The organism is Bacillus sp. BS98 (genome assembly GCF_008432245.1).
Classification (GTDB): domain Bacteria; phylum Bacillota; class Bacilli; order Bacillales; family Bacillaceae_G; genus Bacillus_A; species Bacillus_A toyonensis.
This window is the reverse complement of record NZ_CP043830.1, coordinates 2,815,452-2,842,032: the sequence shown is the minus strand read 5'-3', so window position 1 is coordinate 2,842,032 and position 26,581 is coordinate 2,815,452. Positions and strand designations below refer to the sequence as shown.

Below are 26,581 nucleotides of genomic sequence, written 5' to 3'. Positions count from 1 at the left end.
CATGAAAAGAGATATTAAGAAAATCATTTCTGAAATGACGCTAGAAGAAAAGGCAAGTCTATGTTCTGGATTAGACTTTTGGAATACAAAAGGGATTGAACGATTAGGGATTCCATCAATTATGGTAACTGATGGACCACATGGTCTAAGAAAACAGGCAGAGGGAGCAGATCACTTAGGGATTTATAACAGTATTCCATCGACTTGTTTCCCTTCAGCAGTAGGGTTAGCAAGTACATGGAATAAAGACTTAATACATGAAGTAGGAGTTGCATTAGGAGAAGAATGTCAGGCTGAACATGTAGGTGTTCTCCTTGGACCAGGTGCAAATATTAAACGTTCACCGCTATGCGGAAGAAATTTTGAATATTTTTCAGAGGACCCGTATTTATCATCGCAAATGGCTATAAATCATGTTAAAGGCGTCCAAAGTCAAGGCATTGGAACGTCATTAAAGCATTTCGCAGCTAATAATCAAGAGCATCGCAGAATGTCTGTAGATGCAATTGTTGATGAAAGAACTTTACGTGAAATTTACCTTGCAAGCTTTGAAGATGTTATTAAGGAAGCACAGCCTTGGACAGTAATGAGTGCTTACAATAAAGTAAATGGTGAATACGCTTCGGAAAATAACTATTTGTTACATGATATTTTAAAAGATGAATGGGGATTTGAAGGCTTTGTCGTATCTGATTGGGGCGCAGTAAATGAACGTGTTGCAAGTTTAGCGAACGGTTTAGAGTTAGAAATGCCTTCAAGCTTTGGAATTGGTGAGAAGAAAATTATTGATGCAATTCATTGTGGTGAGCTAAGTGTAGAAAAGCTTGATCAAGCAGTTGAGCGTCTTCTTTACATTATTTTTAAAGCTTATGATAATCAATTAGAAAACGCTACGTATAGTAAGGACATGCATCATCAGCTTGCAAGGGAAGTTGCAAGTGAAAGTATGGTTATGTTACAAAATGAAGATTCCATTCTTCCGCTAAAAAAAGAGGGGACGGTAGCGGTAATTGGAGAATTTGCAAAGCAACCACGTTATCAAGGCGGCGGAAGTTCTCATATTAATCCAACAAAGCTTGCAAGTATTTTTGAAGAACTTGAAATGGTATCAGGTGAAAAAACGAACATTTTATTTGCACAAGGCTATGATCTTGCAAGCGATGACGTAGATGAAAACTTGATTAATGAAGCAAAAAAAATAGCTGAGAGCGCAGATACAGCTGTCCTTTTCGTTGGGCTTCCAGATCGTTATGAATCAGAAGGCTTTGATCGAAAACATTTACAAATGCCAGAAAATCACGTGCAATTAATTGAGGCTATTGCTGAAGTTCAAAGTAATATCGTTGTAGTTTTAAGTAATGGTGCGCCAATTGAAATGCCATGGATAGGTAAAGTAAAAGGAATACTTGAAGGCTATTTAGGTGGCCAAGCATTAGGCGGAGCAATTGCTGATTTATTATTTGGTGATGCGAATCCAAGTGGGAAGCTAGCAGAAACATTCCCGGAAGTTTTAAGCGATAATCCTTCTTACTTAAACTTCCCAGGTGAAGGTGATAAAGTAGAATATAAGGAAGGTGTGTTCGTTGGATACCGTTATTATGATGCAAAAAATATTGAACCATTGTTCCCATTTGGCTTTGGGTTAAGTTATACAAACTTTGAGTATAGTAAACTTTCAATAAGTAAAAACGAGATAAAGGATACGGATACTGTTTCTGTTCTTGTAAACGTGAAAAATGCTGGTAGTATAGCTGGGAAAGAAATTGTTCAGCTGTATATAAAAGATGTTGAAAGTAGTATGATTCGTCCTGAAAAAGAATTAAAAGGATTTGAAAAAGTAGAGTTGCAACCGGGAGAAGAAAAAACGGTTAGTTTTACTTTAAATAACAGGTCATTTGCTTATTATAATGTTGAATTGAAGGACTGGCATGTTGAAACAGGTGAATTCGAAATTTTAGTAGGAAAGTCTTCAAGAGAGATTGTTTTACAAGATAACATATTCGTTCAATCAACGACTATAATTAAAAAAACAGTGCATCGGAATACGTTACTAGGGGACATATTTGCGGACCGAATGTTAGCATCAATTGCAAAAGAGCTTATGGAAAAAGCATTAAAAGACAGCCCGTTTGCAAGTATGGCTGAAGGGGATAGTGATGCCTCTGAAATGATGGATGCTATGCTAAATTACATGCCGTTACGAGCGTTAGTAAACTTTAGTGCAGGCGCATTTACAGAAGAAATGTTAAGTGAAATAATTGAGCTATTGAACGATGCGCAAATGAATCAATAAGCGGCGCATGTGAAGAAGTTAGATGGGGGATTACGGTCTGGAAATACCCGATTGGTTTGGGCTAATATTTTATACTATTAATAAACATAGATTTACAAAAAAGCAAATGAGAGCTAGCATCTCATTTGCTTTTTTTGAATTTATTCAGCTAATGTAAAATCAAATAATTGTCCATTATCTATAGCAGGCCCATTTAGTTCTTTGTAATGTGGGACATTGATATAAAAAGGTCCTTCGGTAGATTCCCACTTATTATCTGTAGCAATAAAAGTAATTTTATAAAATCTAACGTTTTCACTTCTTTCGGTTCGTATCTAGACTACCTCTGTTACGATGCTATTTTTCTTATTACTTTATCTTGGGTAATAGTAGTAATTACGGGAGAGAAATTGATGTAACAGTTAACTGCGTTCCATTGTTTGGTGGCATGTTAAACTTAAGCAATTTTAATCATTATTTATAAATAAGAACGATGAGTTGGCCATGAACCTTGGAGTTTCCGAAGTTGTATAATTTGTCCTGTATGATAAGCATCGTGCAAAAGGATATTCATATATTGTTGCCAAACAGGTAGAGAAGGAATCGGTTGATCCAGTTCTGCTTCTTGAAGAGATGTTAATGAAGATTGTAAGGCATCATGTACTTGAAGCGTTCGCTTTACTGTTTGTTGCCAAGTATACTTTTTTAATTCTTTTTTAATAAACATCTTTTGTACTCTTAACTTTAGTAATTGCAAAAATAAACATACGCCTTCTACATTATTTTTCTCCATGTAATACATTCTCCTTTCTCTTCAATATGCCTGCCCTATAGTAGAACAAGAATATGAACTGCAACGTATAAAAGAGCTAAAAAAAGGAACCTCCATTATTAATAAGGTATTTAACAATCGGCGTTTTAATGGAGTAAGGATTAAAAAGATTATCATAGTCTTTAGTTTTCGGTAATTGTAATATAATTCTAAAAATATAGAAGGTATTATTCGATAATTGTAGAATTAAATATATAGCAAATAAGGAGGGGATCAAATGGAAGTCTTTCATGTAACGAGTAGAAAGAGGGAAACGTACCATATTCAAATGAAGTATTCGATACTTTTTGAATGTGCACTTGGCATTGCGGCAATTACTCATAAAAGGTTAATAGACACACTTGAAAAATCCAAAAGCGAATGGGAAGAAATTAGACAATCATTAACAGAAGAAATGAGGGAGCACTTACAGTTTGTAGAAGAGCATAATACGTGGAAAGCGCTGCTTCAGTTGTTGTATGAAGGAGATTTTCAAAATCTATCACAGTTTATTACGAATATCGATTCGCTTTCAGAAGAAGATTTAAAGTATATATGTTTACCCTTTGTAGGAGAGAAGTATGAAGAAAAAAGACGTTTAGCAGGAAATGGAGACGTAACTGCAATACAAAAATTAAAGGAACTGACACAGGATCATCAGTTTTTCTCTACGTATATTAGCTTTATATGTAATAGTGATATACAAGAACTAAAGGACCATTTTATCGCCGTTATGACAGGATGGTATGAGAGTGTTATTAAAAAAGAGGAAGAGCAATTACTTTCTATATTAAAGCGAGACTATGAAGCAAAGAATGAAATGAATAAAAAGATGAAACCGGAAGAGTTTGTCGAGTGGGCGACTGGTGGCGTTAACTATATGCCAGAGCCAAGTGTTCATTACGTACTTCTTATCCCGCAACTGACGTACAGGCCGTGGAATATAGAAGCTGATATTGAAGATACGAAAGTGTTGCATTATCCTGTCGCAAATGAAAGTATACATCCAGAAGATCCGTATGAGCCGAATTATTTTTTAGTTCAAAAACATAAAGCACTTGGGGATGAAGCGAGATTACGAATTGTAAAAATGTTGTTTGAAAAAGAACGTACATTGCAGGAAATTACGGAAAGACTGCAACTTGGTAAATCGACAGTGCATCATCATTTAAAATTATTACGTTCGGCTAAGTTAGTTGATATACATGACGGAAAATATGTATTGAGAAAAAAAGCAGTGCAGTCGTTAGCGAAAGAATTAGATGTATTTTTAAATAGATAATATACAACGAGAATGTACATAAAGGGAGGATTTAAATAGAAAAGTTGGTGAGCTATAGTGAAGAGTGTATTGAAAAATCGTTCATTCTTTTTTATGTGGATTGGTAGCGCAATTTCGGAATTAGGCGGAGCTTTCGGGACGTTGTGTAATTCAATTCTTGTTTATGAGTTAACGGGATCAAAAACAGCATTAAGTAGTATGTGGTTATTATATTTTATCCCATCTCTCATACTGCAACTAATAAGCGGACCATTTATTGATAAATGGAGCCGAAAGTGGATTATGATTTTTTCGCAATGGATGCGGGCATCTGTTTTCTTACTACCTTTAGTCATGGTAGCTACTAGTAATATAGAAGTTTGGCACGTGTATGTCGTTCAAATTATAATTGGGCTCATTACACCGCTTTATACACCTGCAAGTCAAGCAATTACACCGAGCATTGTAAGTAAAGAACAACTTCAAGATGCAAATGCGTATATTGATGGAATGACTCGTCTTATGATGTTTCTTGCGCCACTATTAGGTGGTATCGTTATTACATTCATTGGAATCAAATTAACAATGTTGTTCGTTTGTGTTTGTCTATTCATTAGTGGGGGATTGTTACTTTTCATAAAAGAAAAAAGAGTAAAACAAGAATTGAGAAAAACGTGGCTAGAACAGTTTCTTCACGGTTTTACATACTTTTTCACAAAACCAATCATCGTTTGGCTCGGTGTATTTCTTACTTTCGTACAGTTTGGAGTAGGGGTAACGATGGTTACAAATCTTCCTTATATAAAAGACGAGTTGTCCGCAGGATATGCGGAGTTTGGTTATTTTATGGCTGGTTTCCCGCTTGGCTATGTAGTTGGATCTATACTAGTCGGAAAAGTAACATATAAAAGCCGGCGTATACTTATGCTTGGTGGATTGTTTATAGGAGGGCTCACATACATTTCTCTAGGGTTCAATCATAGTATAATAATTGCGGTAATAACTGAAGTGATTGCAGGTGTTTGCATCGCATTTTTCAATGTTCATAACACAACAATATGCCAACAAACTGTCCCGAACAATATGATAGGAAAAGTATTTTCAGTTCGACTATTTTTCATACGATCCGCTATGCCGTTAGGTGTGTTAGTAGGAGGCATACTAAGTGAAATGTGGGGAGTTAGAGCACTATACCTTATCATCGGTGCGATTATATGTGTCACTTCTTTAATAGGAATATTACTCCCATATTTTAAATTTTTAGATGAGGCAGTTGAAGAGAAAACAGCATAATTCAAAAGATTTAAAACTTTATAATTGAAAATAATTATCATAATCAACTATAATAGAAGAATACTAGTATTCGAATTAAAAAGAGGGAGTGGGATATATGTTTATCGAAACGAAAACATTTACTGTAAAAGAAGGTACATCAAATATAGTTGTAGAACGTTTCACTGGAGAAGGTATAATTGAAAAATTTGAAGGCTTCATTGACTTAAGTGTTCTTGTGAAAAAAGTAAGACGCGGCGATGAAGAAGTTGTCGTTATGATTCGCTGGGAATCTGAAGAGGCATGGAAAAACTGGGAAACGAGTGAAGAACATTTAGCTGGACATAGAGCGGGCCGTGGTAAACCAAAACCAGATCATATCATTAACGTTGAACACGGTGTTTATTATGTGAAATCATCGAAAGCGGCTTATCAGCAGTCGTAAAATATAAGCAGAGGATACATGTTGTAGAAATTAACATGTATCCTCTTTTTTAGTACTGGAGGGATGTAAGTGATAGAAAACCTTTCATTTATTACATATGAAAAACATAAAGAAATAGTGGAAATAATTTTAAACGAATGTTTATCTATAGAAAAAGTAACCGGATTTATGCTCATCGGTTCTGTCGCAAGAGGTGATGCATATCCTGATTCGGATTTAGACTTATATATTCTTTTAGAAGACGGAAAAAAGAAGCGATTTTATTCTGAAATGAGAGAAGATATTTTAGTTGAATATAAGTATGCTGATTTTAATCAAATACAAGTAAACTTTAAAAATAATCAGATGGAACTATATTCATTTTTAGAAGGGAAAATTTTGTTTGATAAAAGCGGTGAATTGAAAGAATTAAAGGCAATAGCAAAACAAAAATTTGAAAACTATCGAGTTGCTAGTGATAAAGTAAAGGGCATTTCTCATTGGTTACATAGTTCGCTAATTAAAATTAAGACTGCTCTGAAAGCAAAAGATGAGTTAAAAGCATCATACATAGTTCAAACATCAACTTGGACATTGTTAGAGGGAATATGGGCTATTAATAACAAGCCAGTACCTTCAGCTGGATCTGTTTTGAAGTATATTGAAACATTATCCAAAGTACCAACTCACTTTGAAGATTTTATAAATAAACTGTTTTTAGGTGACACGACAGAGCGAATCTCTTCAGCAGTTTTCTTGATTGAGTGGATTTTAATTCATTTGGAGAATAAACAATAGAATACGATTGTTAAATTTTATTGGTAAATAGATATTCCGTTTCGAATCGTTCGTATAATTTCATTCACTGTATTTTAAAAGTTGCATTGAAAAAACGTTCTAGACGATAGAAAAAAGTATTAAACTATTAAAAAATGAACACTTGAATACAACCTTAAACATTCGGGTGTTATTAATATGGGTCAATATACTTCTGTATAGCCCCTGTTTAAAAGGAGATGTGTGAATGAAGTTGAATCATTTGAATTTATGTGTTGATGATTTATTAGAAGCGAGACATTTCTTTGAAACTTTTTTTGATTTTCAATTTTTGGAGCAAAAAGGAAAGGCACTTGTAGTGATGAGCGATGAGAGTGGATTTATACTTGTATTAAGTGATCCAAAAGCATTCAAGGGGAATAAGGACGTTACGTATCCAGAAGCTTTTCATATTGGTTTTTTAGTGGAAACTACAAATGAAGTTGATAAATCATATAATCGTTTAGTAGCTGGGGGCATTGAAATAGACAAGGCACCTTATGTGATGAGAGGTAGTAGTTATGGTTTTTATTTTACAATGTTTAATGGATTGTTAATTGAAGTATCGTGCCTTGACTATAAAGATGGTAAGAAAGTTCGATAGCAATAAGAGAAATTGTTTTGAAGCTGTGAATATAGCCCCTTATCCAGTTTGGAAAGGGGCTTGAGCATTTTATTTGTATGATAAGTGAACATCAAAATGTTTATAAACTAGAGGGTATTCCTCTTAAACTAAATATTATAGATTTGAAATAAAGTTTCATAACAAAGTCTATTTTGCAAAGGAATTGCTTATGCATAAAATAGCAATAATGTTTCTTAATGCAAAAGATCTAGAGAATCAAGCAGGTTTCCCATATGGTACAGTACAAAACTATTATAAGTAGTACAGTGATATAAATAGGAGGTTACTACTATGACATCTGTATTTAAAGATATGGCGTTCCATCTAAGAACGGAACGACTCGACCTGAATATGTGGGAGGAATCCGATGCAGTCTGGCTTAGAGAACTAATTGGTGAACGTGGAGTGGAAATGCCAACCGTTGAATCTGTTCGTAACGATCTTATTGAGAAGCGCAAGAAAGCAACCGAAAATGGCATATCCCTTCTCACGATTCGTAGACGAGACGAAGACGATTTCATCGGATACTGTGGCTTAATTATCGGTCGTTCCACGCTTGAAGAGCCGGAGATTGCATATGAGTTGTTCCGCAGTGCTCATCGCATGGGTTATGCGACAGAGGCGGCATCAGCAGTACTGGAGGCTGCGATTGCTACGGGTCGCAAAAGACTTTGGTCAACTGTAGGTGCTTGGAATACGGCGTCCTTCCGGGTATTAGAAAAGATAGGATTTAAGCGGCATCACAGTACGTTTGGTGAACGAGGTGAGATTGTTTGGAACGTACGCGATCTGTAGAAATCGGATTAGATTCGGAACAATTAAAAATGTAAAAGAAAGCCCATATGTTAGATATGGGCTTTTCCTAATAGTAAATATTGATTTTGTATATATTTAAGTGTAATAGTCTATCTTTTACCTTAGTTTTTTACATCATCATATAATTCCAGCGCCTTTTTCACATTCAATCCGTTCTTCACAATACCATGAATCGCTTGAATCATCGCAGCGGGGTGTTCGGATTGCCATATGTTTCGGCCCATGTCTACTCCAATTGCACCTTCTTGCAGTGCATTGTACGTAATGTTTAATGCGTCTTCGATTGAATCTAGTTTCGGTCCACCGGCGATGACGACTGGGGCAGGGCATGTGCTCGTTATTTTTTCGAATCCTTCGCAGTAGTACGTTTTAATAATGTCAGCACCCATTTCAACACATACGCGGGAAGCGAGTGCGAGGAAGCGTGCCTCTCGTTTTTGTAGTTCTTTTGCGACCGCGGTAATGCCGAGAACTGGTAATCCGTAATCATGAGCTTCTGAAACTACGTTTGCGAGATTTGAAACCGTTTGTGTTTCATAGTCTGATCCAACAAAGACAGAAACGCCGACGCCAATTGCGTTTTGTTTTACTGCTTCTTTCACAGGTGTAACAATAGTTTCGTTCGCTAAATCTTTACCGACGACAGTAGCTCCGCCAGATACACGCATAACCATCGGTGTGCTGCAGTTTTCAGGAATACAAGAGCTAAGTACACCTCGCGTTAAAAAAAGGGAATCTGTATAAGGAAGTAAGTTTTTAACTGTTTCTAATGGTTGTTCTAGTCCGTGAATCGGTCCTAAAAAATAGCCATGGTCGATCGCTAACATAACCGCTCTTCCATCAGGTAAAATTGTATTTAATCGATTTTTAAATCCCCAAGTCATTCGAAATCACTCCTTCGTTAAAGTTGGATTTTCTGTTTGTACAGTATCTTTATTTGGTAAATGTGGTGACTTTATAAAAACAGCTTTAAAAGGTTTGTCAGAATGGTTAATAAGATAATGAGATTCATGAGGACGAACTTGTAAGACATCACCTTGTTTAATTGGAACTCTTTCATTATTTACATAGAAGTCTATTTCTCCTTCTAATGCATAAAAGACTTCCTCGCATGTTGTATGGTAATGATTTTGAAACTCTTGCCCAGGCTGAATGACAACAAGGCCAAGATCAATATTTGGACCTTGTATTAAATATTTCGGCCCGTTATCACCGAAGCGATAGGAGAAATCATTTTCATTCGCTTTTCGCATACATTTCACTCCTTTATGTAATGTGTTACAGTGCACCTGGTGCGATCCACATATGTGATGTAAGTCCTATATCAGCTAAAGTGAGCTGACTGTCATACACAGTTTTCCAAGTTTCATAGAACGCCTTATATAGTTCGTGATTTTCAGTAACTGGTTCGAATGTGTTTTCCCACTGTACAAACTGTTCGGCAGTCTCTCCTATAGATGAATATATGCCAACACCAACACCAGCAGCAATCGCAGTTCCTAAAGCAGCTGCTTCTTTCACAACAGGTACTTTAACAGGAATTCCGAGTACGTCTGAAAGAATTTGTGGCCAAAGTTTTCCTTTAGCGGCGCCGCCAGCAAAAATAACTTCAGAAGGGAACGTACCAGTTAGATTTTCTATTAACTTTAAGTTACCAAGTGTAACGAAGGCGGCATTTTCTTCGATAGCGCGGAACATTTCTTTTTTTCCACATTTGTCAGCATCTAAGCTTAAATTTAAAAAAGAAGGTGCGGCATGACGCCAAGAAATGTAGTTCATGACGTTTGAAAAAGTAGGGATAATGCCATGTGAACCGACCGGTACGTCTTTCGCTTGTTCTTCTAACAATTCATAAGCATCTACACCGAGTTTTTCTGCAAGTTTCTTTTCTTCTTGGCAAAAGGCATCTCGAAACCAGCGCATAACGAGACCTGGGAAAAAGGCAATCGTTTCATATTGCCATAGGTTTGGAACGACGTGGCAATTTACGCGAATCGCAGCATGCGGATCTGTTATTGGTTTAGTAATATTCACTTCTTGTTGCCAAAAGCTGCCCCCGCATATTAATGTTTGATTAGGCTTCACGACTCCAGTTCCGAGTGATGCCATTTGAGCATCTCCCCCCCCGGCGATTACAGGAATTCCTTCGCGTAAACCAGTTAATGCTGCACACTCTTTTGTAACATTACCAATCACGGTGCCAGCTTCATTTACTTTTGGTGAAAACGGTAAAGTTATCCCGCACTCTTTAGCGACATCGTTATCCCAAGTTCTATTGTGTAAATCAAAAATTCCGGACGTACAACCGTTTGAAGGGTCGATTTGCAGTACGCCGCTTAATTTATATAAAATCCAATCATTTAACATCGTAAAAGAATGAATATTGCTATAGACTTCAGGTTCATGTTTTTTAATCCAAAGTAGGCGAGGTAAAGCCCCTAATGAAAAAGTTTGCCCAGATCTTGTATATAAATCTTCTTCAAGATGTGACCGAATTTCTTTTAGTTCACTAACTTCAGCGGATGCGCGCCCATCAACATTTGCACAAGCCCATATTTCTTGCCCATCTTTATCATATAAAACAAAACCTTCTCGCATACTAGTAGCGCTAATAGCTTGAATAGAAGAAGGAGAGACATTACTTTTTTGTAGAACTTCTTTCGTGCACTGTTGTACTAGCTCCCAGTTTTCAATTACATCAAAATTCATAGAGCCTGGGTAAAGAGGGTCGGTTTTATGAACCCATTCTTTTTGACTGACCGCAATTTGATTACCGAGTAAATCAAAAAGTACAGCTCGAATACTTCCCGTACCAGCATCAAAAGCTAATAAAGTAGACATTAACAATCACCATCCTTTCGTAATAAGGAGAGGGCTGTTTCCTCATCTGTAATTAATGTATGAATGAACTTTCCTTTTAAGGCACCATAAATTGCATCTATCTTTTCTGTACCTCCAGCAACACCAATGACATGTTTCATATTGCGAAGAATAGAGAGCGGCGTGCCAATAAGACGATTGTGATGCGGAAGCTCCAATAAATCGCCATTCGTATTATAAAACTGTCCTAAAATATCGCCAGTACCGTTTTGGCTACGAATATATGTCATTTCACGTAGTGTTAATTTTTCTTCTCTCACAATGGTAGCATCTTGAGATAACCCTCCAATACCGACAACTGCCGTTTGTGCAAGTGAAGCGACATGAAGCATATCTTTCACACTCGGTTCTGATAAAATACTTTTTGCCATTTCAGTAGTAGATGCAAGAAAAGGAGTGGGGATAATATGAAGATCACCTTGCATGTAATGTAAATAATTTTGTTTTCTTGGGAGATAGTGGTTGACTCCGCCTGTTAGCGTTACGATTGAAAGATTAATAGAACTTTCAAAATGAATGTTTTCTAGCATTTTGCTAATCGTTTCTCCCCAGCCAATACCGAGTAAATCGCCTTGCTGGAGCTGAGTCTCTAAATATTGTGCAGCAGCTTTTCCGAGAGAAGTGGCATAATTGTCTATTGGAGTAGGGATAATGAAAGCATCTTTTAGGTTGAATTTTTTCATTAGGTCACGCTCAATGCTCAAACAGTGTAAACCAGTCCCTTTTACGTGAAAAGTAACGATTCCTTCACTGCGCGCCTTATCTAATAACCGAACCACTTTATTTCTTGAAATGTGAAGAAGTGAAGCGATTTCTTGTTGTGTTAATTGATCTTTATAATAGTACCAAGCGACTTTTGTTAACAAATTTTCTTCAAAGTTCAGCTGTGGCATACTCTTCATCCCTTTCAACAATTGACCAATGCTTAAACATATGTGCCACATATGTTGTTTATTCCAGTTGAAACGATGAAACGTCTGGTGAAAAAAGTGTTCTAGATATGAAAAAAGGAATATACAATGCTACAAAACAAGTAGAACAAATAATCATTTTCTCAAAAAATGTTCTGCATAAAGTGAAACTGTAATTAGTGGGGGTTTTATTCATTCCACTGATTTTCAGCCCGCACCAATCGGGCATGAACGGGTAGTAAATAGCGGGATAAAGGCAGGTGACATCATGTGGAGAACATACCCTTATTACAAGTAAAGAAAATGAGTAAGGCGTTTTCAAATCAACTTGTGCTAAAAGAAGTGAACTTACAAGTAGAGCGTGGAGATATATACGCTTTAGTTGGGGGAAATGGTGCTGGAAAATCAACATTAATGAAAATATTAACGGGGTTATATTCGTATGATAGTGGAGAAATGTATGTAAAAGGAAAGAGGCAACAATTTTCAAATCCGTCAGAAGCACATCGAGAACGTATGTATTTAATACCACAAGAACCACTCATTTTTCCGCATATGACTATTGAAGAAAATATATGTATTGGGCTAAACAGAAAGAAAAAGGAACTGAAAGTAAAGATTCAGCAATTAATGGACAGTTTAGGTTGGGATATTGCCCTTTATGAGCTAGGAGCATCGTTATCCATTGCGCAGCAACAATTAGTAGAAATCGTTAGGGGATTAATACGAGAAGCCGAGATTCTTATTTTAGATGAGCCAACATCGACATTAACAACTCACGAAATGAAGAGTCTTTTTGTGTTGATGAAAAGTTTACAAGAAAAAGGAATTGGGATGATATACATTACGCATCGTTTTCCAGAAATCTTTGAAATTGCTAATAAAGTAGCGATATTACGTGATGGAATGATTATAAGCCAAGGGGATGTATGTGACTATACTTATGACATGCTGATGGAGGGACTATTGCCAAAAGGATATAAACAGGAAGAAAAAAGAGAAGTAGTTCAAGAGATAGAAAGGACGAAAAAAATATTAGAAGTAACGAATGTAACTGGCCACGCATTTTCAAATATATCATTCGCTGTACACGCTGGAGAAATTGTAGGTATTGCTGGCATCGTTGGATCAGGTAGAACTGAATTAGCAGAAGCGATATTTGGATTGAAATCTATAAAAACAGGGTCTATTTTATTAGAAGGAAAATCTATTGATACATTTTCTTTGCATAAAAGGCTAGGCGAAGGAATCGTTTATGTGCCAGAGGATAGGGCGAGGAATGGGATTTTCTCAATCGCATCTGTTACAGAAAATATTACAGCAGCATGTTTACAGCAAAATAATCGTTTTTTTATTAGCCGAGAAAAAGAAAGCGCTTTAGTGAAGTCGTATATAGACCAGTTTCGAATTGTTGTGCCAAACATGAATGAAGAACTGGCATCTTTATCAGGAGGTAATCAGCAAAAAGTCGTGCTTGCGAAATATTTAGCATGTAACCCAAAAATTATTATTCTCGATGAACCGACGCGCGGAATTGATGCAAAAGCAAGACTTGAAGTGTATGGGGCGATAGAAAAAATGAAAGGGGAAGGACTCGCCATATTAATGATTTCTTCAGATATTGAGGAAATTGTCCAATTTTCTAACCGTGTATATGTAATGCGAAATGGTCAATTTGTTTCTCATTTAGAGAAAGAACAAATGAGTGTAGGTGAAGTTACACGTCTTGCATACGGGGGTGTAACGGAATGAAACGCATGTATAAAATGCACGAAACGTCTATCATACTGTTACTACTTATGTATATAGCCATTGTCGGAATGATAAATCCTAGTTTTGTTCAGTTTAACTCGTTATCTTTAATGATGAAATCAAGCGTTATTTTAGTCGTTCTAGCAATTGGCCAATCTTTCGTCTTATTTACGAAAAATATAGACGTATCAGTTGGCTCGATTATGGGATTAAGCGCAGCGGTTTGCGGAATGTTGTTAACGAACGGGTATAGTGCATTCTTTTCAATTGTTGCTACTATGATACTTGGCACTATTATCGGTTTCTTAAACGGGATTGGCGTTGCGAAGTTTCGGGTACCAGCCATTATTATGACATTAGGCATGCTAGGAATTATTAGAGGTGCAACGTTAATCTTCACAGGCGGGAAGTGGATTGAAGATATTCCAAACGATTTTAAGCAGCTGTCATCTATCGTCATACTTGGTCTACCGATAACTGTATGGATTGTTCTTATTATTTTACTACTACTCTATTTCTTTTTAATGAAAGTGCCGTACGGAAGATACTTTTATGCGGTAGGTGATAATGAAAATGGTGCAAGACTCATTGGGATACCTGTTAATAAAGTGAAGATAAATGCGTTTATTATATCGAGCTTAAGTGCGGCACTTGCTGGTTGCATTTTTGTTATGAATATCGGGTTCGTTCCAAATCAAACAGGTACAGGAATAGAACTACAGGTTATCGCAGCTGCTGTGCTAGGAGGAATTCATTTAAAAGGGGGAACAGGTTCTATATTTGGGGCCGCATTAGGTGCATTATTTTTAGAAGCAATAAGCAGTTCACTCGTCTTTTTAAAAATACCAGCATTTTGGAATAATGCTATTTCAGGATTTTTACTATTACTTATTATTATATTAGACAGTGTAATGAAAAAGTGGAGAGCAGAAAGGAGGATGAATATATGAAGCATGTTTACAGATGGGAAGGTGTTCTAATCGTATTCCTTCTTATAGAATTCATTCTCTTTAGTTTTCTAAATAGTGATTTCTTCAACGTTAGTAATCTCCTTTTTAGTACAAATGATTTCCTATTTATCGCAATCGCGGCGATACCAATGACTTTCGTTATTGTAACAGGAGGAATTGATGTATCGGTCGGCTCAATAATGGGGCTCACTTCGATTTTGATTGGTGTACTTTGGATGAGCGGAATACCTATTTTGTTTGCTGTCATAATCGCCCTAATAATAAGTTGCTTAGCAGGCGCTTTAAACGGAATCATTATAAAAATGACAGGTGTAGAACCACTTGTCGTTACACTCGGAACGATGTTTTTATACGGAGGAATTGCACTCGTCATTTCAGGAGGTGCGGGCGCTTCTGGATACGAAGGAATAAGTGGTTTACCTGATGCGTATGTGCAACTGGCAAATGGTAGTTTAGTAGGAATACCTAATCTATTATGGATCCTAATCGTATTAACTGTTTTATGCACTGTATTGTTTCATCGTACCATATATGGGCGCCACGTAAAATTAACAGGCGCAAACGAAAATGCAGCGAAATACACCGGAATCAAAACGGAGAAAGTAGTCATCATCGCTTATATAATTTCTGGGTTAGGAGGTGGATTAGGGGGAGCTTTCTTAACTGCATATTTTGGTTCCGCACGTGCTGATATGGGAAGTGAAACAATTTTACCGATCATTACAGCAGTCGTATTAGGCGGGACACTTATTACAGGGGGAAAAGGAAGTATTATCGGTACTGTACTAGCGAGTGTATTTATAGGACTAATGCAGTATGGCTTGCAAATGACAGGCTTAACTAATGAACAATCCAATGTAGTGATTGGTATTATCCTTATTCTTTCAGTTATTATGAGACATTTCAAAGTACATCCATTCTTAGCGGGAAAAAGAAGAAATTTGCATAAGGGGGAAATGTCATGAAGAGAAAACTGGGGATTGTTATTATTGTATGTATTTGTTTAATCGGTTTAATTGCTTGCTCTAGTCAAACAGCAGATAAGAAAAAGGCTGATGATGTAAAATTTGCATTCATCCCGAAATTAACTGGAGTTGGTTTCTTCACATCAGGTGGTGAAGGCGCGAAAGAGATGGGGGATAAGCTAGGTGTACAAGTAAAATATGATGGACCGTCTGAAGCGAGTGTATCAGGACAAGTAAAATATATAAACAATTTTATTAACCAAAACTATGATGCACTAATGGTTTCTTCTACGTCGGTGGACGGCCTATCACAATCACTGCAACGTGCTAAGAAAAAAGGGATGACAGTGTTAACGTGGGATTCTGATGTGAATCCGAAAGATCGTTCTTTTTATATAAGTCAAGGAACACCAGATCAACTTGCTAATGTATTGATTGAAATGACTTCAAAGCAAATTGGAGATAAAGGAAAAGTAGCATTCTTTTATTCAAGTCCAACTGTAACGGATCAAAACCAATGGGTAACGAAGGCGAAAGAAATAATTAAAAAGAAATATCCGAACTGGGAAATTGTAACGACTCAGTATGGTGAAAATAATGCGCAAAAGTCTTTGTCAGTAGGGGAGAACATATTAAAAACGTATCCTGATATAAACGCAGTCATTTGTCCAGATGCAACAGCACTTCCAGCAATGGCACAAGCAGCAGAAAATTTAAAAATGGATAAAAAAGTAGTTGTAACTGGATTTTCTACGCCGAACGTTATGCGTGATTATGTAAAACGAGGAACAGTACAACAATTTGGATTATGGGATGTAAAACAGCAAGGGGCTCTCGCAACATATGTAGCAAATGAAATTGTTGTAAAAGGGAAGAAGTTAAAAGTAGGGGATAGCTTCGAAGTAAAAGGTATCGGAAAAGTGAAAGTAGAGCCTAACTCCATACAAGGATATGACTATGAGGCAGAAGGAAACGGAATTATCGTATTACCAGAGCGAGTTGTCTTTACGAAAGATAATATTGATAAGTATAATTTTTAATGAAGAAAAAACGTCCGAATATATCGGACGTTTTTATTATGTCATTTTGTGAATGTATTCATTAATTATGAACAGTTTCTTTTTCGTTTAATCCAAGTGTACGTCCAGTTGAAGTGTGTAAATCTTGGAATAGTCTTGGATTTTCAGTAAGAGAAATGCCATAAGAAGGAATCATTTCTTTTATTTTTTCTTCCCATCCTAATATACGATCAGGGAAACATTTTTCTAATACTTCAAGCATGACGTGAACGGCAGTAGAAGCACCTGGTGAAGCACCTAGTAATGCAGCGATTGATCCGTCAGCTGCACTTACAACTTCTGTGCCGAATTGAAGTGTACCTTTACCGCCAGCATCAGTATCTTTAATTACTTGTACACGTTGCCCAGCAACTACAATATCCCAATCTTCACTTTTCGCGTTCGGAATGAATTCGCGTAATTCTTCCATACGTTTTTCATGTGATAACATAACTTGCTGAATTAAGTATTTTGTAAGTCCCATTTCTTTTACACCAGCAGCTAACATCGTTAAGACGTTATTCGGTTTAACAGAACCGATTAAGTCAAGATTTGAACCAGTTTTTAAGAATTTAGGTGAGAACCCTGCGAACGGTCCGAACAGTAAAGCTTTTTTATTATCTATATATCTCGTATCCAGATGAGGTACAGACATTGGCGGAGCACCAACTTTAGCTTTACCGTATACTTTTGCATGATGTTGCTCAATGACTTTTTGATTTTTACATACCATAAATAGTCCACTTACTGGGAATCCACCGATATGTTTTGATTCAGGAATACCTGTCTTTTGTAGTAGAGGTAGGCTACCGCCACCGCCACCGATAAAGACAAATTTTGCAGTATGATGCTCAATTTTACCACTATTCATATCGTGTACTTTTACTTCCCACAAACCATTTTTCGTGCGTTTAATATTTTCGACACTATGTTTGTAGTTTAGCTCGACATTTTTCGTTTGTAAGTAATCAAACAACATACGTGTTAATGCACCGAAGTTAACATCTGTTCCAGAGTCAATCTTCGTTGCAGCCATCGGTTCATTAGATGTACGACCTTCCATAATGAGAGGAAGCCATTTTTTTAATGTTTCAGGAGCATCAGAAAACTCCATTCCTTGAAACAGTGGATTTTTTGAAAGCGCTTCAAAACGATTTTTTAGAAACTCTACATTTTTTTCCCCTTCTACTAAACTCATATGAGGAAGTGGCATAATAAAATCTTGTGGATTACGAATTAATTTGCTTTTTACAAGATATGCCCAAAATTGTCTTGAAAGCTGGAATTGCTCATTCACTTTTACAGCCTTACTAATATCTATAGATCCGTCAGATTTTTCGGAAGTATAGTTCAGTTCGCATAGCGCAGAATGCCCTGTACCTGCATTATTCCATTCGTTAGAGCTTTCTTCCCCGGCACTTGCGAGTTTTTCAAAAACTTTAATTTCCCATTCAGGTGCTAATTCTTTTAGTAATGAGCCTAACGTTGCACTCATAATTCCTGCACCAATTAAGATAACGTCTGTTTTTTGCTGCATGTTGCTCATGATAATCTCTCCATCCCCTATATTGGCAAAAAAGAGTAGGTGTTTTCTATGTCTAAGCCGTAAAAGAGAAACACCGCCTAGGCCCCACCTAGGTGTATACCTTTTTTGTCTCAATTATATAACCATCTCATACTCTATTATAATAATTAATAGACTAAAATATCTAGTGTTATCTGATAATTTTAAACTATTTAACGTTTTATTTGCCAAAATTCTTATTTAACAAGCACTTTTCAGTTAATGAATAGAAAAAAATTACAGTTTGAAATTATCTCGAAAAAGCTTACGTATCCTTAAGTGACTAAATCGAGTACCTTTTTATGGGGTTTTTCTCTCGGTAATGGTAAGATTATTCTGAAAAAAAGGAGGGACTTTAATGCGTACAAAAGAGCAAATTTCAAACTTATTTCGAAACTTTTCAATAAAGGAATGTAAAGGGTCAAGTGATTTATATGAATATTTATCAATGAAAATTGCTGAAGATGAGGAAGTACTTACACTATCGTCCTATGCTCAGGTAGGTCAACCAGTCCCAAACTTATTATTAGGTGCAGTACATTATTTATTGCTTGCAGGGAAAGAACATCATTTAAAAACGTATTATAGTAGTTTAGTTGAAAATGCCGAAACAAATTTAGATAAAGCTTTTGATTATTTTAAAGGTTTCTGTAAAGAATACCGAGAAGAAATCATTACTTTGTTACAAACAAAACTCGTTCAAACAAATGAAGTAAGGAGGTGTGCATACTTATACCCAAGTTTCTGTTACATATTTAACAAAGTGAATAAACCAGTAGCATTAATTGAAATTGGGACAAGCTCTGGATTACAATTGTTCTGGGACCAATACCGTTATTCGTACGGAACGGATGAAATGTACGGAAATGTAAATTCAAATGTGCATGTAACTTCTGAAATAAGAGGGGAGAATGTGCCGCGTTTTCTAAAACAAAGTCCGCCTGTCGTAGAAAGAATCGGGCTTGATTTACATGTGAATGATTTACATAATGAGGAAAATTATTTATGGCTACGTGCACTCATTTGGCCAGAACATAAAGAAAGGCTTGAAATGTTTGACCAAGCAGCGACGCTTGTAAAAGAAAAATCAGTGCAATTAATTGAAGGGGACGGTGTAGCGCTTCTTCCGGCCATTGTAAATCAAATAAGGGAAGATGCTGTTATTTGTATTTTCCATACACATGTGGCAAACCAAATACCTGAAAATGTAAAACATACGCTAGAAAAACAAATGAAAGAAATTGGTGCAAAACGTGATGTATTCCACCTATATAACAACATGTGGGATCGTGATCTTCATATTGATTATTATATTAACGGAAACGAATATCGTGAAACTGTTGGGGAAACGGAAGGGCATGGGAGATGGTTTAGTTGGAAGCTTGGGGATGAGTCGCTTTGTTAATGTAATTCTATAGGAAGGGGACCTTTTGTTTTAGAATTTAAATTATCTGATTAATATGATAATACTTTATGATAAGTTGTATATAAAGATAAGATAAAAAGGATGATAAGCATGCAAAAGAGACCAGACGCAAATGAATATAATCCGTATTATTCAACGTACATAAATTTAATACCAAATGGAGATATCATACGTATTCTAGAGCAACAAATGAAGGAAACAAATCTTTTATTGAAAGATATTTCTGATAGTGAGGGACATTTTCGATATGCTCCTAATAAATGGAGTATAAAAGAAGTAATCGGTCATATTGTGGATACTGAACGTATTATGGCATATCGATTGCTTTCCATAGCAAGAGGCGAGACAGCAGAACTTCCTGGATATAACGATGATATGTATGTTCTTAGAGCAGCTTTTGATAAGCAATCTATGCAAGATCTTCTTGAGAATTTAATAGTTGTTCGCCAATCTACTGTGCATTTGCTTAAAAGTTTAGATAAAGAAGCCTGGTTACAAAGGGGAATCGCGAACAATTCTGAAGTCACGGTTCTTGCATTAGCAAACATTATCGCTAGTCATGAGCTTCATCATCGTCAAATTATAAAAGAACGTTATTTGGGTTCTAATGCATATCCAGCATGTTAAAATAAAAAAATAGTAGTACCTGCAAAAGAAGGAAGAAATGCATACCAAGTGTATATAAACGATAGTATGTTGTCTAAAAAAGAGCTTGAGAAAGTTTTACTTTCGGTGGTGGAATAGTGCGTGGTATGTAGAGACTAAATGAAAAACGGTGAAAGTAATAACTGATTCGTTTTTTATACTCATAATATTATTATGTAAACAAATTTAACGGATGTACATTTGTTAAATGATTCAATATTTTTGATTTTTCTATGGCTGTATCAGTATGATGTTCTTAGGGGGATCATATGTGTAAATACAAAAGGGTCATAGCGATTTCAGGAAGTATTAGGGAAGGGTCATCCAACACAAACGTATTAAAAACTTTAGCAGCATTTATTCCAGAAGGTATAGATTACACTATTTATAATGGGATAGGGGAACTACCTCATTTTAATCCGGATGTAGATCGAGTTGGAGCACCGATTGTTGTTGAAAAATTTCGAAAGACATTAAGTGAGGCACATGCACTTATTATTTGTACACCAGAGTACGCAAAAAGTATTCCAGGAGTTTTGAAGAATGCATTAGAATGGCTTGTTTCATCAGCGGAACTTTATAAAAAGCCAGTTGCTATTATAACAGCTTCACCGTCGATTGCTGGAGGGGATAAAGCTCATGAATCATTATTACTTACGCTAGGTATGCTAGATACAATTGTCGTTCAAAATGGTTCGCTATTAATCTCATCAGCGCGCACTAAATTTAGTAATGATGCAAAGGTAACAGATGAGGATACAAAGGAAGCTCTTATCTCTTTAGTTCAAAGTGTAGTAGACGAGATAAAGAAATAATGATTTAGTTCGTATTAAAGTGAAAATGGACTTTTATAATAATAAAAGATAAAAGCAATGCTACGGTTAGTTCAAATGTAGCACTGCTTTTTTATATAGTTAAATATATGTACTCAAAATCTCCCCAGGCAATCCATCAATCTCGCAAACTTTTTCAGATGTAAAACCGAAGTTTAATAATATTTTACGAGAGGGGATATTATTCGGATCAATAATTGCTTTTAATACGTTTACTTCTGTTTGCTTCGCTATATGCATTAATTCCTTTGCAATCGCACTACCATATCTCTTTCCCCAGTATCCTGGCAAAATCATATAACCAATTTCAGCCTCTTTTTCATTTTCCTCACTGAGTGTAACGTGTCCAAGGCCGATATATTCATTTGTAATAGAGTCATACACTTTATAGGAGCCAAATAGCCGATGCTTTTCGTTGCGCTTTAACAATTTTTCAAAGTCATTTTGTGCCTCATCTAACGGAATGGCACGCTCGGTAATTTGCGCCATCACTTCTTCATTTGATACGAGTTGGAAATATTGATTGAAATCTGTTGCTCCATATTTAGTAAAATATAGCTTTTGCATAATATTCCTCCAAACCAATTTTTATTTGTTCTTCAGAAAAGAAAAAGTAAGCTAAATCGTAATTTCAATTTGATTACCTTCCGGATCGCCTATCACACTTTCGTAATATCCATCTCCAGTGAAACGAGGTCCACTTAATAAAGGGTAACCATCATCTTGTAATGTTGTAGTAAATGTATTTACACGTTCTTCACTACCGACAGAAAAAGCCATATGTGCATAGCCAGTTATATGAAGGTTAGGCTGGTTTTCTATACCTTTTTTACGCATTAGTTCGATCCTTGCTCCAGATTCGAACGTAATAAAATAAGATTCAAATTGTTTCGCTTCATTATGATATAAAGAGTTTGATTTACCGTTAAAGTATTTTATATAAAAATCACGCATTAATTCTAAATCATTTACCCAAATTGCGATATGTTCAATTTTCATAGGTTCCACCAATCCTATCTGTACTAATTAGGCTTTCACTGTATAAAAACTGTATTTATATTACAAGGGATTTGATTTGGCAAAAAAGATAATTTTTAATTTTTAGTTGTGTCCGTACATACAATGTGTAATTAAGTGAATGACTTACATAGGAATTACAGAAAAGGGTGAATGAGGCTTATGAGTCAATTTGAGCAAATGATGTACGCTGGTGTCATTATGTCTATTGTACTTTCCGTAATGATATTGGGGTCTGTATATTATAATCCTCGTCTATCATTAAATGATTATCCGAAAGATATTCAAAAGGTAGTTCTTCCGAAATCAATTCATGAAAAAAAGCAAACGATTTACTTTAATATTGCATACAATATAATTCTTTTCGGTACTCCTTTCGTTTCTACATATATACTACATCAACAAGAAAAATTATTGTATATTGAAGCTTATTTACATACTTTAGGCATTTTAATGATCTTCAATTTAGTAGATTTAATTATAATTGATTGGCTTATTTTTTGCTGGATTACTCCGAGGTTTGTTGTTATTCCTTGTACGGATGGGATGAAGGGATATAAAGATTACATGTTCCATTTAAGAGGGGCTATAGTCGGTACTTCATTTTTAGCAATTGTAAGTTTATTTCTGGCAGGAATTGCAACGACTATTTAGTAAAAAGAAAAAGGATTAGAAACGTTTATATAAGATAAAGAGATTGATAATTTATAGAATTAAAAATGAGAATTTGATACTATTGGAGTAAAGGGTTTTAATAACGGTATATTAGGCAGTATAAATATATCGTTGCAAATGTTTTGATATTCCGTGAAATTACCTAATTTTATGGGAGCATTTCATAAAACCCAAAAAAAGCAATGGAGGCTAATATGAAAAAAATAATTGGCGCAGCAACAGCAACAGTTTTTGGATTGGGGGCTTTTACTACATCTGCTATCGCAGAAACGATCGTAACAGCGGATGTACTCAACGTACGTGAAAAGCCAACTACGGAATCAAAAGTTATCGAAAAAGTAAAAGAAGGACAAAAGTTAAAAGTAATAAATACCGAAGAAGGATGGTCAAAAATTGATTTAAATGGTAAAGAATTGTTTGTAAGTTCGGAGTTTACAAAAGATATTTATCATGTAACAGCAAACTTGTTAAATGTACGCTCTGAAGCAAACACAGAATCAGAAATTCTTGGTAGACTGAAAAAAGATGATGTAATTGAATCAACGCATCAAGCAAAAGACGGATGGCTACAATTTGAGTATAAAGGAAAAACAGCTTATGCAAATGTTTCTTTCCTATCAAGTACAGCACCAAGTGAAAAGAAAGCTGGAGAGAAAACGAAGCAAGTAGCGAAAGTACAAAAAGCGGTAAAAGCTAAGGAAGAAGCCAAAACGCAGAAAGTAGCAAAAATACAGGAAATAGCAAAAACAAAAGAAACAACAAAAATGCTGGAAGAAGTAAAAGTACAAGAAGTAGCAAAAGGTAAGGAAGAAAAGAAAGTGCAAGAAATAGCGAAGCCTAAAGAAGAAACAAAAGTACAAGAAATAGCAAAGGCTAAGGAAGAAGCAAAAGTAAAAGAGGTAGAAAAAGTTAAGGAAGAAGCGAAAGCCCAAGAAATAGCAAAGGCTAAAGAAGAAGCGAAAGCCCAAGAAATAGCAAAGGCTAAAGAAGAAGCGAAAGCCCAAGAAATAGCAAAGGCTAAAGAAGAAGCGAAAGCCCAAGAAATAGCAAAGGCTAAAGAAGAAGCGAAAGCCCAAGAAATAGCAAAGGCTAAAGAAGAAGCAAAAGCCCAAGAAATAGCAAGGGCTAAGGAAGAAGCAAAAGCCCAAGAAATAGCAAAGGCTAAGGAAGAAGCAAAAGCCCAAGAAATAGCAAGGGCTAAGGAAGAAGCGAAAGCCCAAGAAATAGCAAGGGCTAAGGAAGAAGCGAAAGCTCGAGAAATAGAAAAGGCTAAAGAAGAAGCGAAAGCAAAAGAAGAATCTAAAAATAACACACAGTCTGCTAAACGTGAATTAACGGTAGTAGCGACAGCATATACTGCTGATCCAAGTGAAAATGGTACATATGGTGGACGCGTTTTAACTGCGATGGGGCATGATTTAACGGCTAATCCGAATATGAGAATTATTGCAGTTGATCCGAAAGTAATTCCTTTAGGATCTAAAGTATGGGTAGAAGGTTATGGAGAAGCTATCGCTGGAGATACCGGAAGTGCAATTAAAGGTAATCGCATTGATGTTTTAATGGGGTCAAAAAGTAAAGCTATGAATTGGGGAAGACAAACCGTTAAAGTGAAAATTCTATAATATATATAGTTATCTAGATAGAAGTCAGTTCTCTTTATTGAGGCTGGCTTTTATTTTTTGAGTTAGTGTGATTCATTGAGAAATTGACAAGAACAGTATGATGGCAACGAAGGGTTAATATATAATGAAATATATAAATTAAATTATTTGCTAAGCACTTTCACTCATATTCGTGTAATTAAGTTCAAAGGATAGGTGTATTGTATGAAAGAAGTAAGAGAAATTATTGAAACAAAGAAACAAGGTGTATTTGAATTGTATATAAAAGAAACCGAAGAAAAGTTAGGTGTTGTTTTCCCAGCACAATATAGAGATCTTTTTAAATTAGTAAATAACGCTGAAATAGGGGAATGGATATTATATCCTATTAAAGATAATAAAAATGTAGCAAAAACTTGGGATGATGTAGTTAGACAAAATATTGAGTTGAGAGATGAATATATATCTGAAGACCTTATGATAATTGGTGACGATGGTTCAGGGGATAAATTGTGCTTTAAAATACATAACGGAATAGTTTGTGATGAAATATATATTTGGTATCACGAAGATGCGGAAAGGGAAGAAATAGCCCGAAATTTAAAAGGATTTATTATAGAAACTATGCAGGAAGACGATGCTTTTTAGTGTTAATTAATATAATATGGTGGATCACATTTATATAAAGCGAGGATGGAATATGACAACGGAATTATATGGCGCATATTGCAATGAAAAGAAAGGGTATAGAGTAATCGAAGGGAAAGATTTGTATAATCATTATTTCGGCGATCAAGATTGTCATTTACCAGTATGTAAGTTATGTGGTGAGAAGATGCACCAAATCATTTGTTTTGATTTGAATGATGAGCGGCTTGCTGAACTTAAAAGTGGAGAACTAAATATTTTACCATTAGTTTCATGCTTGAATTGTGCAATGGTGTGGGAGCCACAATATTTCCAATTAAGTAATGGAGGTAAAACAGTTCAAATTATACGGCAAGAAAATACAGAAGAATGGGTAATGGAAGAGGAAGATAAGCTTCCAGTTTCATTACCAAAAACAACTGTAAAGCTTATAAATATGAAAAATGAAGATATACCTACTGATGAGAATAGTTACTGGGAAGCTTTTGACTTGTTCGGTTCAGAATATGTTTGTAGATTATTAGGGGCACCATTATATGAAGATCTTCCAGAGGATTTTGCATGTCCAACTTGCTCTAAAGAAATGAAGTATGTTGCTACAATTACACAAGATATTAAGGAACGGAAACTTATTTCAGTAGTTGATTTCCAGTTCGGGGAAATGAATATATATTTTTATTTATGTAAAGATTGTTCAATTATAAAAACCAAAATATAAAGTACATAACGAAAATAAGACTGACATATTCTGTCGGTCTTATTTTTGTATCGTTACATCATTAAGAATCGCATGAAATATATCTTTTTGCGTAAAAGCATCTGTAAAAACAGTCTCCCTATTCACTACAATTGTATCGTGAGGATTGTACCATTTTCGTAATGAATCCTCTCCAAACTCAATTCGTTTTTCTCTTGTATTATGGCGTCTGATCGTTTCCTCTAATGATAAATCGAAGTAGTATGTATACGCGTTTCCATCAAAGTGGTGTATTAATTCTTTCAGCATATTACCGTATCTACGACTGTTTAAAATACCTTCTAAAATAACAAATTCACATTTTCCTTTTCCATACTTTGTAATTTCAAATAGTAAATCATGAGATAAGTTACCCATTGTGTCGTGTACTTTTAGCATATCTCTACGCACGACATCTTGTGAGACTAATAGTGTACCTTGCCCGAAATGTTCTTGCAGTTCCTTTGCGATTGTTGTTTTGCCACTTGCGGAGTTTCCCCGAAGGATAATTAAAGTTGATTTTTGTATAGGATTAGACATCATATATTTCCCCCAACATCTTTGATTGTATAGAAAATTTTAACAAATAAAGTGAGGAA

At 35.6% G+C, this 26,581-nt stretch carries 26 protein-coding genes and 1 pseudogene; 18 read left to right on the top strand and 9 right to left on the bottom strand.

What is annotated here, in order from left to right:
• Position 1 precedes the first annotated feature (1 nt).
• Positions 2–2,293 (top strand): glycoside hydrolase family 3 C-terminal domain-containing protein, encoded by a 2,292-nt coding sequence (locus tag F0362_RS14750; protein ID WP_053446588.1) that lies wholly within the window; start codon positions 2–4, stop codon positions 2,291–2,293.
• A gap of 457 nt (positions 2,294–2,750) precedes the next feature.
• Here the strand turns inward: F0362_RS14750 and F0362_RS14745 are convergent.
• Positions 2,751–3,053: pseudogene (locus F0362_RS14745) on the bottom strand (serine/threonine protein phosphatase); the annotation flags it as partial.
• Positions 3,054–3,321: 268 nt separating this feature from the next.
• Here F0362_RS14745 and F0362_RS14740 point away from each other — a divergent pair.
• From F0362_RS14740 to F0362_RS14715, 6 genes are all read left to right on the top strand, one after another.
• Positions 3,322–4,365 (top strand): ArsR/SmtB family transcription factor, encoded by a 1,044-nt coding sequence (locus F0362_RS14740; protein ID WP_000451624.1) that lies wholly within the window; start codon positions 3,322–3,324, stop codon positions 4,363–4,365.
• A 57-nt stretch (positions 4,366–4,422) separates the two neighbouring features.
• The gene (locus tag F0362_RS14735) at positions 4,423–5,637 is read left to right on the top strand and encodes an MFS transporter (RefSeq protein WP_000843816.1); all 1,215 of its coding nucleotides are present in this window, start codon (positions 4,423–4,425) and stop codon (positions 5,635–5,637) included.
• Between the two features lie 97 nt (positions 5,638–5,734).
• A complete protein-coding gene (hmoA, locus tag F0362_RS14730; RefSeq protein ID WP_000469501.1) occupies positions 5,735–6,061 on the top strand; it encodes a heme-degrading monooxygenase HmoA in 327 nt (108 codons plus the stop codon).
• Between the two features lie 69 nt (positions 6,062–6,130).
• On the top strand, positions 6,131–6,838 hold the full coding sequence (locus tag F0362_RS14725) for a nucleotidyltransferase family protein (RefSeq protein ID WP_149889851.1): 708 nt from the start codon (positions 6,131–6,133) through the stop codon (positions 6,836–6,838).
• Positions 6,839–7,064: 226 nt separating this feature from the next.
• Positions 7,065–7,460, top strand: a complete 396-nt coding sequence (locus F0362_RS14720; RefSeq protein ID WP_000773071.1) for a VOC family protein — start codon at positions 7,065–7,067, stop codon at positions 7,458–7,460.
• A 312-nt stretch (positions 7,461–7,772) separates the two neighbouring features.
• Positions 7,773–8,276, top strand: a complete 504-nt coding sequence (locus F0362_RS14715; protein WP_000204929.1) for a GNAT family N-acetyltransferase — start codon at positions 7,773–7,775, stop codon at positions 8,274–8,276.
• 122 nt (positions 8,277–8,398) lie between these two features.
• Here F0362_RS14715 and lsrF read toward each other — a convergent pair whose 3' ends face one another.
• From lsrF to F0362_RS14695, 4 genes are read right to left on the bottom strand one after another with little or no spacing between them, the layout of a single operon-like run.
• Positions 8,399–9,181 (bottom strand): 3-hydroxy-5-phosphonooxypentane-2,4-dione thiolase, encoded by a 783-nt coding sequence (gene lsrF / locus F0362_RS14710; RefSeq protein ID WP_000219779.1) that lies wholly within the window; start codon positions 9,179–9,181, stop codon positions 8,399–8,401.
• Positions 9,182–9,187: 6 nt separating this feature from the next.
• Positions 9,188–9,550, bottom strand: coding sequence for a cupin domain-containing protein (locus tag F0362_RS14705; RefSeq protein WP_001224016.1), 363 nt, complete (start codon positions 9,548–9,550; stop codon positions 9,188–9,190).
• 25 nt (positions 9,551–9,575) lie between these two features.
• Positions 9,576–11,138: an autoinducer-2 kinase gene (gene lsrK, locus F0362_RS14700; RefSeq protein WP_000105708.1), complete on the bottom strand. Its 1,563-nt coding sequence runs from the start codon at positions 11,136–11,138 to the stop codon at positions 9,576–9,578.
• Positions 11,138–12,088, bottom strand: a complete 951-nt coding sequence (locus tag F0362_RS14695; RefSeq protein ID WP_002048403.1) for a sugar-binding transcriptional regulator — start codon at positions 12,086–12,088, stop codon at positions 11,138–11,140. The genes lsrK and F0362_RS14695 overlap by 1 nt, the downstream gene beginning before the upstream one ends.
• 270 nt (positions 12,089–12,358) lie before the next feature.
• Here F0362_RS14695 and F0362_RS14690 point away from each other — a divergent pair, with 270 nt between their 5' ends.
• From F0362_RS14690 to lsrB, 4 genes are read left to right on the top strand one after another with little or no spacing between them, the layout of a single operon-like run.
• Positions 12,359–13,840 (top strand): sugar ABC transporter ATP-binding protein, encoded by a 1,482-nt coding sequence (locus F0362_RS14690; RefSeq protein WP_000427975.1) that lies wholly within the window; start codon positions 12,359–12,361, stop codon positions 13,838–13,840.
• Positions 13,837–14,790: an ABC transporter permease subunit gene (locus F0362_RS14685; RefSeq protein ID WP_149889850.1), complete on the top strand. Its 954-nt coding sequence runs from the start codon at positions 13,837–13,839 to the stop codon at positions 14,788–14,790. Before F0362_RS14690 ends, F0362_RS14685 begins: the two co-directional genes overlap by 4 nt.
• Complete coding sequence (locus F0362_RS14680) at positions 14,787–15,776, top strand: ABC transporter permease (protein WP_000683486.1); 990 nt, start codon at positions 14,787–14,789, stop codon at positions 15,774–15,776. The genes F0362_RS14685 and F0362_RS14680 overlap by 4 nt, the downstream gene beginning before the upstream one ends.
• Positions 15,773–16,816, top strand: a complete 1,044-nt coding sequence (lsrB, locus tag F0362_RS14675) for an autoinducer 2 ABC transporter substrate-binding protein LsrB (protein WP_000823645.1) — start codon at positions 15,773–15,775, stop codon at positions 16,814–16,816. The genes F0362_RS14680 and lsrB overlap by 4 nt, the downstream gene beginning before the upstream one ends.
• Positions 16,817–16,877: 61 nt before the next feature.
• Here the strand turns inward: lsrB and F0362_RS14670 are convergent, their stop codons facing one another.
• On the bottom strand, positions 16,878–18,380 hold the full coding sequence (locus F0362_RS14670) for a malate:quinone oxidoreductase (RefSeq protein WP_000069153.1): 1,503 nt from the start codon (positions 18,378–18,380) through the stop codon (positions 16,878–16,880).
• Positions 18,381–18,756: 376 nt separating this feature from the next.
• Here F0362_RS14670 and F0362_RS14665 point away from each other — a divergent pair, with 376 nt between their 5' ends.
• The 3 genes from F0362_RS14665 (at position 18,757) to F0362_RS14655 (ending at position 21,284) form a co-directional block, all read left to right on the top strand.
• Positions 18,757–19,803: a DUF2332 domain-containing protein gene (locus F0362_RS14665; RefSeq protein WP_001259294.1), complete on the top strand. Its 1,047-nt coding sequence runs from the start codon at positions 18,757–18,759 to the stop codon at positions 19,801–19,803.
• A 111-nt stretch (positions 19,804–19,914) separates the two neighbouring features.
• Positions 19,915–20,451, top strand: coding sequence for a DinB family protein (locus F0362_RS14660; protein WP_149889849.1), 537 nt, complete (start codon positions 19,915–19,917; stop codon positions 20,449–20,451).
• Positions 20,452–20,738: 287 nt separating this feature from the next.
• Positions 20,739–21,284, top strand: coding sequence for an NADPH-dependent FMN reductase (locus F0362_RS14655; protein WP_000335421.1), 546 nt, complete (start codon positions 20,739–20,741; stop codon positions 21,282–21,284).
• A gap of 99 nt (positions 21,285–21,383) precedes the next feature.
• On the opposite strand, the gene F0362_RS14650 is transcribed toward F0362_RS14655, so the two are convergent.
• Positions 21,384–21,869 carry a GNAT family N-acetyltransferase gene (locus F0362_RS14650; RefSeq protein ID WP_001171007.1) on the bottom strand — a complete coding sequence of 162 codons (486 nt, stop codon included), beginning with the start codon at positions 21,867–21,869 and terminating at the stop codon, positions 21,384–21,386.
• A gap of 51 nt (positions 21,870–21,920) precedes the next feature.
• A complete protein-coding gene (locus F0362_RS14645; protein WP_000687538.1) occupies positions 21,921–22,301 on the bottom strand; it encodes a VOC family protein in 381 nt (126 codons plus the stop codon).
• A gap of 180 nt (positions 22,302–22,481) precedes the next feature.
• On the opposite strand from F0362_RS14645, the gene F0362_RS14640 reads away from it, so the two are divergent.
• The 4 genes from F0362_RS14640 to F0362_RS14625 all read left to right on the top strand — a co-directional run bounded on the left by F0362_RS14640 (position 22,482) and on the right by F0362_RS14625 (position 25,964).
• On the top strand, positions 22,482–22,973 hold the full coding sequence (locus tag F0362_RS14640) for a hypothetical protein (protein ID WP_000077241.1): 492 nt from the start codon (positions 22,482–22,484) through the stop codon (positions 22,971–22,973).
• 215 nt (positions 22,974–23,188) lie between these two features.
• The gene (entB, locus tag F0362_RS14635; protein WP_149889848.1) at positions 23,189–24,619 is read left to right on the top strand and encodes a cell wall-binding protein EntB; all 1,431 of its coding nucleotides are present in this window, start codon (positions 23,189–23,191) and stop codon (positions 24,617–24,619) included.
• 204 nt (positions 24,620–24,823) lie between these two features.
• Positions 24,824–25,246, top strand: coding sequence for an SMI1/KNR4 family protein (locus tag F0362_RS14630; protein ID WP_000665933.1), 423 nt, complete (start codon positions 24,824–24,826; stop codon positions 25,244–25,246).
• A 52-nt stretch (positions 25,247–25,298) separates the two neighbouring features.
• The gene (locus F0362_RS14625) at positions 25,299–25,964 is read left to right on the top strand and encodes a hypothetical protein (protein ID WP_000206092.1); all 666 of its coding nucleotides are present in this window, start codon (positions 25,299–25,301) and stop codon (positions 25,962–25,964) included.
• A gap of 39 nt (positions 25,965–26,003) precedes the next feature.
• Here the strand turns inward: F0362_RS14625 and F0362_RS14620 are convergent, their stop codons facing one another.
• Positions 26,004–26,525, bottom strand: coding sequence for a kinase (locus F0362_RS14620; protein ID WP_000987481.1), 522 nt, complete (start codon positions 26,523–26,525; stop codon positions 26,004–26,006).
• Positions 26,526–26,581 lie beyond the last annotated feature (56 nt).